This is a genomic window from Rhizobium leucaenae USDA 9039, assembly GCF_000426285.1.
GTDB classification, from domain to species: domain Bacteria; phylum Pseudomonadota; class Alphaproteobacteria; order Rhizobiales; family Rhizobiaceae; genus Rhizobium; species Rhizobium leucaenae.
Map to the genome: position 1 here is coordinate 1 of NZ_AUFB01000069.1, position 8,704 is coordinate 8,704.

4 protein-coding genes, 1 tRNA gene and 1 pseudogene are annotated in these 8,704 nt (G+C 57.6%); 1 reads left to right on the forward strand and 5 read right to left on the reverse strand.

The features are described 5' to 3' along the window. Together K290_RS0132815 and K290_RS0132820 are read right to left on the reverse strand one after the other, a co-directional pair. Positions 1-1,285 (reverse strand): recombinase family protein (locus K290_RS0132815; RefSeq protein ID WP_028752706.1); only part of this gene is annotated, 1,285 nt, incomplete at its 3' end. After that, the gene (locus K290_RS0132820) at positions 1,278-1,457 is read right to left on the reverse strand and encodes a hypothetical protein (RefSeq protein ID WP_028752705.1); all 180 of its coding nucleotides are present in this window, start codon (positions 1,455-1,457) and stop codon (positions 1,278-1,280) included. The genes K290_RS0132815 and K290_RS0132820, both read right to left, overlap by 8 nt. A 303-nt stretch (positions 1,458-1,760) precedes the next feature. Between K290_RS0132820 and K290_RS37025 the strand changes: the two are divergent. Next, a pseudogene (locus K290_RS37025) lies at positions 1,761-1,985 on the forward strand (transposase domain-containing protein); the annotation flags it as partial. Between the two features lie 22 nt (positions 1,986-2,007). Here K290_RS37025 and K290_RS0132830 read toward each other — a convergent pair. The 3 genes from K290_RS0132830 to K290_RS36025 all read right to left on the reverse strand — a co-directional run. Further along, positions 2,008-2,083: transfer RNA gene (locus K290_RS0132830), tRNA-Val, on the reverse strand. Between the two features lie 576 nt (positions 2,084-2,659). Next, positions 2,660-3,277 (reverse strand): contact-dependent growth inhibition system immunity protein, encoded by a 618-nt coding sequence (locus tag K290_RS0132835; protein ID WP_028755372.1) that lies wholly within the window; start codon positions 3,275-3,277, stop codon positions 2,660-2,662. Positions 3,278-3,322: 45 nt separating this feature from the next. Continuing rightward, positions 3,323-8,704, reverse strand: a 5,382-nt coding sequence (locus tag K290_RS36025) for a hemagglutinin repeat-containing protein (RefSeq protein ID WP_202595649.1), incomplete at its 5' end; no start/stop codon positions are given.

An 8,704-nucleotide genomic window follows, 5' to 3' on the forward strand; every position in this document is an offset into this window, starting at 1 on the left:
CTAAAGAGGCATCATAACGGGCTTGCTGAAGTTCCAGCTCGATCATCCGCTGTTGCTCTGCCTGACCTTCCATGTACGTCCTCTCCGCCGTAAGCGCCGCTTCGACCGCCATGGGCTCGACGGCACGGATGAGCTCAGAAGCGATCACTCTATCGGTACGTTGCCCCGCAAAACTCATACAGCGCGTCGAGTTGTAGACATCCGCGCCGAAGCATTGGTAGATGGGGTAAGGATAGCGCCCCCTATACCCAACCTTCAAGCGGCGTCCGCATCGACCGCAAGCCATTAATCCAATCAGTAAGGATCGCCCACCTCTACCGGACTTCGGCCCACCCCGACGGCCGAAATCGTTGAGGGAAAGCTGCTTCTGGTTGCGTTCGTACTCGGACCAATCGATGTAGCCCTCATGGTGGCCCTTTAGAAGAATCTCGCAATCGCTGAGGGCGCGAGGATGTTTATAGGTTTTGTGGGCGCGTCCGTCGATGATCTCAGTGCGTTTCTCAGTCTTCCCGTAGGCATAGGCTCCCGCATAAAATGGGTTCTTCAAAACCGAGATGACGTTACGATAGCGGATCGGCGTCCAATCAAACGACACTGACCGCTTACCGTCGGATGGGCGGGGGAAGTGAACTCGCTCCGCGCTGAGAGCGCGGTAGACCTGGCGACCACTTCCCTGTTGGCGAAAGCGCTCGAATATTTGACGAATGGCTTCTTGAACCCGAAGGTCAGGATCAAAACCGAGGCCAACTTCCCGGTGCCAGATGTAGCCGATTGGCACCGGAATACGCAGTTCGCCGCGACGCGCCTTGGATCGAGCCGCATCGAGCATCCTTGATCGCAAGATACCAAGTTCAAACTCGCTGATGCTGCCCTTCATTCCCAGAAGCAGCCTATCGTTCGGGCGGCAAGGGTTGTACACGCCTTCAAGATCAATGACCCTTGCCTCAACCAGCCCGCAGAGCTCAAGTAAATGATGCCAGTCACGCCCATTGCGAGCCAAACGCGACGCATCCAGGCAGAGAACGGCGCCCACATTGCCGGCACATAGCCCAGCGACGAGTTTATCAAATCCTGGGCGAGCGACCGTTCCGCTAGCAGAACGGCCAAGGTCATCGTCGATAACTTCAACGTCTCGGAATCCGCGCCGGCGGGCCTCATCGACCAGCTCATACTGCCGCCGCTGGCTCTCAAGGTTGTTTTGGACCTGGGCTTGCGTCGATTGGCGAACATAAACCACGGCTTTGCGCTTCAATATCGAAGGCGGCAAAATATCGACGTCAGTCATTGCCGCTCTCCACCGTTATCGCGCCGGCGGCCTCCATGAGAAGCCGCGCCAACCTTACGGTGACCGCGCTTCGTTCGATGGCCTTGATCCCCTTCAGCTCCGGCGGGTCCAACAAGATGCAGAGCTGGCGCGGCCGGCGGGGCGTTAACATCAGGTCGAATGACTTCCTCATGACGGTCCTCCTGGACGACGGTGCTGTCGTCTGAAGAACTTCGCCTGAGTCTATGCCCTTCAAGCAAGCGACATAGATCTGCGAGACCCTCAATGTTTACGTGGGGCTCCCCGATCTGCATGACCGCACAAATTATCGGATCGAAGATCCAAGCCGGCAAGCAAAGCGCCACCCCAGGCGCCACTTCGGCGACGATCGTCTCCATACCTCGCCGCGTCTCATCATAAAACCGCCGCACACGACGCCCGTAAAGCGCGTGCCAGCGATAATGGACTACAAGCTCTTGCTCGATATGGGCAGAATGTCCGCCCGACCGCAATTACGAGAAAGAACAGTCTATTCGCCGGAAGCCAAGGCGGCGGCAATACATGGGCAACGATCGCGACCCTGTTGCAAACAGCAAAGATGAACGACGTCGACCCACTTGCCTGGCTCACACAGACGTTAGTTCGCATGGCGAACCGATGGCCCGCCCAAGATATCGAAGCTCTCATGCCGTGGAACTTCAAGCCGGACGTTGTCGGCTAACCGCTTACGATTTTCAAGCGAATGGTGGGCGATGAGAGACTCGAACTCCCGACATCCTCGGTGTAAACGAGGCGCTCTACCAACTGAGCTAATCGCCCTTTCGCAAGCGGAGCGGATCGTCCCTCGCGTTCGGTGAGTGTCATCTACCTGTGCCATTCTCAAATTACAAGAGCGATCTACATTTTTTTATGCGAGCCCACAGCTCTGAACGCGCTGTGGTGCCGACGCCTGTCTTAAAAGGCTTTTTACGCTTTGAGAGATGCAATTGTTCCGGGGAGCGACTAAAAATGGGGGAAGTCTGTTAGCCAGCTGCAGGATTGCATCCGAGCTTCGAACGCGCTCTGTCGGCTGACACCAAACGCATTTATTCTTCGGTGCTCCTCACCTCATCGCCCCTTGGCATTCTTCTCAATTCTCGAAAGGCCTGACCTGATCCATTGCTGCGGCCAATCCCGGCACCATGATATCTGAGCGCCCATAGCGTTCGCTGCTGGGGCTATGCTGCGCCCGAGGATGTAAGCCCGGGCGTCCTCGTCCATGAGATCTCGGCAAGACGCCCGCCATTCGGCATCGGTGGCAAAATAGTGGGAATTCGCGGCCACACTAAATCTGGAAATTGATCAGTTCTCTGGCTGAAATTGTGTAGCGCACGAGATTGCCCCTAACAGAGCTCCCTATTCCCCATCAGGTTCCTGAGAAGTTATTTCTCTCTTTTTCTCGACCGACTGCTTAATCGCACTCAGAAAATCGAATTTGGATATGCCATCGTCTTCGGGATGGTAGTTACCCCCGAACAGGCTTATATCAAAGTCCTCGCAACTGCCGCTCGCCAGATATGGACTTATCACTTCGAGCACCGCGTCGAGTTGCTGGAGTGAAGCCTGTCCTACAAAGTCCGCGATAACGTCGCGATAGCTATTGTACACCAATTTCCAATCTTGATGGAAATAGCCCCCAAAGAACTGCATTGCCGGATGATTTTTATCTACGTCGACTATACCAATTTTTCGATGGATCGATCGCCTGATTGCGGTCAAGAATGCGCGTTTGGACAAGCCATCACCTTCGGGACGATAATTGCCTCCATATTTGCTCATATCAAAATCTTCACAGTTGCCGCTCTGCAAGTATGGCTCGATTAGATCCAGCACCGCATTGAGCTGTTGAGCTGACGCTTCTCGTACAAAGTCATCAATAGCCGCTTGATAGCTATCATAAATTAACGACCAATCTTGATGAAAATACGCTCCGAAGAATTGCCTTGCGGGATGATTTCGATCTATATCGGTCATGCTAAGAGCTCCACTCATTGCACATATAGCTTCCGAAGAACTGTGCTACAAATCCGGAAATGACGTTAAAATAGTGTACCCTTTCTTGCTCAAGGGATCCTTCGTGAGAACGACTGTTGTCACGTCGGTTGAAACTGACTGAGTTGCCCCTCGTTGCATCACAGTGCCGACTATTGAGGAGGAAGGAGAACTGATCTCCAAGGTGCCTTGGCCACCCCCAGCCATCCAGGAGGAAATTTTTGCCTGATTTGCAGCATCAGCCACTGTATTTGCGACGGCTGCACTTGCGGTCTCGATATCTGGAAAGCTCGATGCGTTTTTCAGGTTTGGGTTGCTCGCCAGTCTCGCTAAGAGATCAGCATCTGTCTTGCCTATGTGCTGAGCAATGGTATGGCCGCCGAAATTTTCGAACGCAATAAGGGAATGACCTGTTACATCGACAATCCCATTCTCTATCTTGGTAGCTGCGTTAACCGCGTCAACAAAGCCTGCGTCACCTCGGCGAAGCACAGTACCGGCGACCTCATCGACGATGCTGACAATTTGGTCTCCGTTCCGCACGATCATCGCGCCGCCTACCGAAGCGACACTGATCGAAAAGCTGGACGCGCCAATAGCCTCGCCGAAGCTCAAATCGAGTATGGCATTTACAGCTTCGCCACGGCAAAGAATATCGGCGAAGCAGGCGGTGATCTCCGGCGTCGCGGCAACCAGAGATCCCCCTGCAACTACAAATGCAGTAGCCGCACGAGCACGGCTGACTGAATCGTCGATGGAGTCGGCATGTTGATTAGCGTAGCTGTTCAACGTTACGAGTAGCGTCACGCGGTCCTGCACACTCAGATTCTGAGTGGCAAGCGCCATTGCCGCCTGAATGCCGCTCAGGCTCCCGCCGCCGACGCCATTGATTGCCGTCATGTCCGACGAGAACAGTGCTTGGGCAAAGCTTGCCGCTGCCTGCTGAATGACCTGGGCATGCTGTTGGGGCGACATGCCCGATTCCTGTGACAAGCCCTTTAGAACGAATGCCGCATCCAGTGTCGAGGAGCTTCCGCTATATGCGAGATACATTAGCCCTTGATATTGGGTCGGATTAGACTGGCGCAGTGCTGTCAGTTGGTCCTGCGTGGATTTCTGAAGTCCGAGAATTTGATCGCCGAGCGCGTCGCCGCCGATGCGATAAGCCTCGGCTGTTTTGAAATATGTGCTGAATTCCGCGGTATTGGGAACAATGCCCGAATTGCGGAGATCGTCCAGGTTTTCGCTACAAAGAACATATTGCGCCATCTGCTGCTGCAGATTGCTTTGTGCCCGCGCGAGCGCCTGTGCCTGCAGCGGGGACAAAGTTCCACCATTGGCGACGAGCGCGTCCAACGACTGGATGATCGAGAGATTGTATTTGATCTCACCTTCCGAAGCTTGAACGATGGAATCGCGGACCGCATTGTATTCGGCCTCAGTGAGGTTCGTGCTTCCGAACTGCCCCTTGAAGCGGATGATACAGCCGGATCCAGCATAGGCCGGCGTGATAATCCAATCCCAGATGCTGCCTTGGTCTCCACCTGTACAAACCTTCAAAGTGTCCGGATCAACATCCATCAGCCGGGCGATAATCGCTTTGGCTTCAGCAGCGCTGCTTTTGTCTAAGGAGCCTGTTTCAACAAGACGGTCGATATAAGTTGCGGCCTTCTCGATGACGGTAGCAACGCCTTCCACACTCTTGACCGAGACATACGGCTCAAAATCGATATGCTCGTCCTTTGTGATGACTGATTGCTGCGTCGGATCCTTGTTGATCTGATCGGCTGGTTTTGTGACGCCGCTTTGCTCGAGTGCCGCTTGCTTGGTGGGATCGGTGATTGTGATATTGCCTGTCACAGTTGACTTGACAGTCTGCTGGACGTTGTCGAGCTGGTACTTGCCCTCCGCACTCGAATTGTTTTGCTTTATGCCGTTGGCGTCCTTGCCACCGTAGAGGTCGATATTGGCGTCGACTTCGAGGTTGCGGTAGACCTTCGAACCGTTGAAGTCGGAATAGGTGAAGGTGCCGGTGGTCAGGTCGACCTGGCCGGTGTCGGAGATCAGGCCGGAAGCCACCAGGTTGGTATTGCCGCCAACGGTGATGTTTTGCGCACCCTGCGAATAAAGTCCGGCGGGCGTATCGATCCAGCTGGTCGAACCCTTGCCGGAGCCGAAGGCCGGCTGCACGCCGCCGAGCGTGAGGCCGCCAAGCGCGGTGCCGACATTGCTTGCCGTCAGCAAATCTTGCCCAGCAGTCTTGCCGATTGTGCCTCCGGTGAAGGAGAAACCGAGCGAGGACGAGCTGTTCGACTGGGTGCCCGTGTTCGGCGTCGAGATGATCGAAAGATTGCCGCCGACATCGCCGTCGATAGTGTCGGCAGTGAAGACGGTGTTGTTGAGCGTCGTGTCGCCCTTCGAGACGAATTTGATGTTGTTTGTGGCGCTGACGGCCGAGATTACCTGCGTGGTCGAGGAACTCGACGATTTCGATTGACCGGCCGAGACACTGGCCGTCGGGGTGATGCCGGTAGCGCCGCCGATGCCGACGCCGACGGAGACGCCGATGCTGGCGCCGGCCGACTCGCTGCGCGAGGAAGCGTCGGTCGTCGCCTCAGCGCCGGCCATGTCGATGTTGTTGGCCGAGATCAGCACGCTACCATTCATATAGTCGTATCGATCGGGATCGGCGGCGGCTGAGATCTGTGCGCCGCGGCTGACAAAATCGCCATTGGTCGAGATGTCGACCGAGCTGCCCGATATCGTCGGCAGCACCGGCGTCGAGCTCGAAACCGACGTCTCGGTCTTCGAATAGGTAAAGCCGGCTGACAGTGAGACCGAGGCGAGGTTGCCGGCGGCGACACTGTCACTGAGATTGGAGAGCGCTTCATAGGCCTTCATGCCGGCAAAGGCGACATTGGCGGCCGAATAGCCGTCCGTGACGTTGCCGAGCTTGGAGGCAAGGTTCTCAATGCTCTGGCCGGCGCTGACGAAACTGGAGGAAACACCGACGCTGACACCGGCAAAGAAGCTGGTGGCCACTTCGTCGAAATTGGTGACGTCGTTGCCGGAGAGGATGTTGACGCCGTTCTGCCCTGTGATGGTGACGCCACCGCCAGCGGCGATCTGGCCGGCCTGATCGTTGAAGGTGTCGCCCGCCTTAAGCGTGATGTCGCCGCCAGCCTTGATCGTCGACACGGCATTGGTATCGGCGCTTTGGTTGACCTCGTCGGTGAAGCGCCCGGCGCCGATGCCGATCGAGGCGCCCCCGCCGCTGGTGGAGACCTGGATGCCGAAGCCGGAACGCTTGTCGCTTTTCGACGTGTCGTCGCTTTCGTGGCCCGGCAGGATGTTGATATCACCGGTGGCCTTGCCGGTCACGTCACCATTCGTTGCCGCGATCGACGAGCCGATGATGTTCAGATCGCCCTTGGTGGCGTTCAGAGTGATGTTGCCGTTGGCGGCAGTGAGCGTCGAGCCGACATTGTCACTCGAGCTTTCGCTGATCGTCTTATCGTGGCTGCCATAGATCGAGATGAACCCACCACCAGAGCCGACGCCGATACCGGACTTCTTGGTCTGCTTGTCGCTCTCGTGCTCTTCCTCGGCTCCCATGATCGTGACCGTCGAGCCGGAGAGGGCAAGATTGTCGCCGGCAGCGATGCTGGAACCGGAGACGACTGTCTCACTGCCGGCGGCGACGTTGACGTTGCCGGACGCGGAGATGGAGGAGCCGACGGTATTCTCGTCGTAGGTGTGGGTATGGGTCTTCGACGAAGACAGGAAACCGCTCGACTTGCTGTCGGAGGTGGTCTCGTCGGTATCCTTGCCGGAGGCGATGACAATGTTGCCCGCGGCCTGGATATTGGCGTCCGCCGTATGAGTCGCATCGCCAGCCGTGACGTCGGAGGCCGAGATGGTAACATTGCCGCCAGTGGAGGTGATGTTGACGCCGGTCTGGCCGAAGATCGAGGAGGCCTCGGCGGTGGTCGTCGCCTCGCTCGCCTTTTTCGATCCGGACTTGCTGGAGGAGGAAGCGCTGTCGGTTGCTTCACCAATGGTGACGTCACCTTTGGCGATGAGATTGGCCGTGCCGCCTTTGGCAGCAATATCGGAACCGATAACGCTGACATTGCCAGCATCAGCCTCGACGGTCACGTGGCCGTTCTCAGAGGTAATTGAAGAGCCGTTGCTGGCGACCGAGGTCGAGGATGAGCTGCCGCCCTTGTAGCCGGTGGCGGCACCCGCGATCGTCTTCGACTGGCTAGTGGTCTGATCCTGAGACGCGGTAATCGCGATGTTGCCATTCGTCGAGATGATGCCGAGATTGCCCTTGGCATCGAGCGTCGAGCCGGCGATCAGCACGCCCTGATTGCCCGACACCAGCATGCTGCCGCCGGCGATTAGCGAGGAGCCCTGCTGGATCTGGCTGGTGGTCGTGGTGATGGTGCCGCCCTGGGCAAGGCTCAGCCGGTCCTTGGTAAGGACGGTATTCTCGACGCCGGTGGAGATGATGTTGACCGAACCGTTCGAGGAGAGGACGGAGAGGTCGCCGCCGACCTTGGCGGAACTTGCGATGATGTTGACGCCGCTCGTGCCGGCGATGCTGAGATTGGCGCCCGTCGTCACCGTGGTGCCGATGAGCGCCTGGGTCCCGCCATTGTCCTGCTTGACGGCGCCAACGGTCACGGTCTGGCCGGAAAGCTGCGCCGAGCCGCCCGCCGCCACCTTGGTGCCGGAGAGCGTCAAGCTGCCGCCGCCGGCATCGACCTTCAGATTGCCGCCGGCGGTGATGCCGCCATTGGATGCAACGACGGTCTGGCCGCCGATGTTCATCGTCTGGGCGGCAAGCGTGATGCCGTTGGTGGCATTGAGGTTCATGTTGCCGCCGGCGAGGAAGACGCCGCCATTCGCCTTGATGTCCGTGGCGTTGATGGTCATGCCGTCGGCGGCTGCGATGGCGCCGGAATTGTCGACGGAGCCGGCATCGATGCTGACGGTGTTGCCGGCGATGACGGCGGCAGAACTGTTGACCTTGGCGCGGTCGGCGGCCGAGAGATAGACCACCGGCACCAGTACCTGCGCGCCGTCGATGACCTCGGCCTGATAGATCACGATTGATTGGGTGAGCGACGCCGCCTGCTGTGGCGTCAGCGCCTGGCCGAGGGAAAGGCCGTTCGCCTCGGCATAGGCCACGCCATTGTCGAGCAGCGTCTTCATCTGATCGGTGGCGTTGTTGCCGGGGATGAAGGAGCCGGCGCCGAGACCATCGCCGACCAGTTGCCGCATCTGTTCGTCGACGAGCTGATTGTCGAAATAGGCATCGCCGAGGAAGGGAACCTTGGTCTCCGGCGTGTAGCCGATCCGGTCGATAAAATAACCCGAGCCGTAGAAGGTCGAGACGTCAAG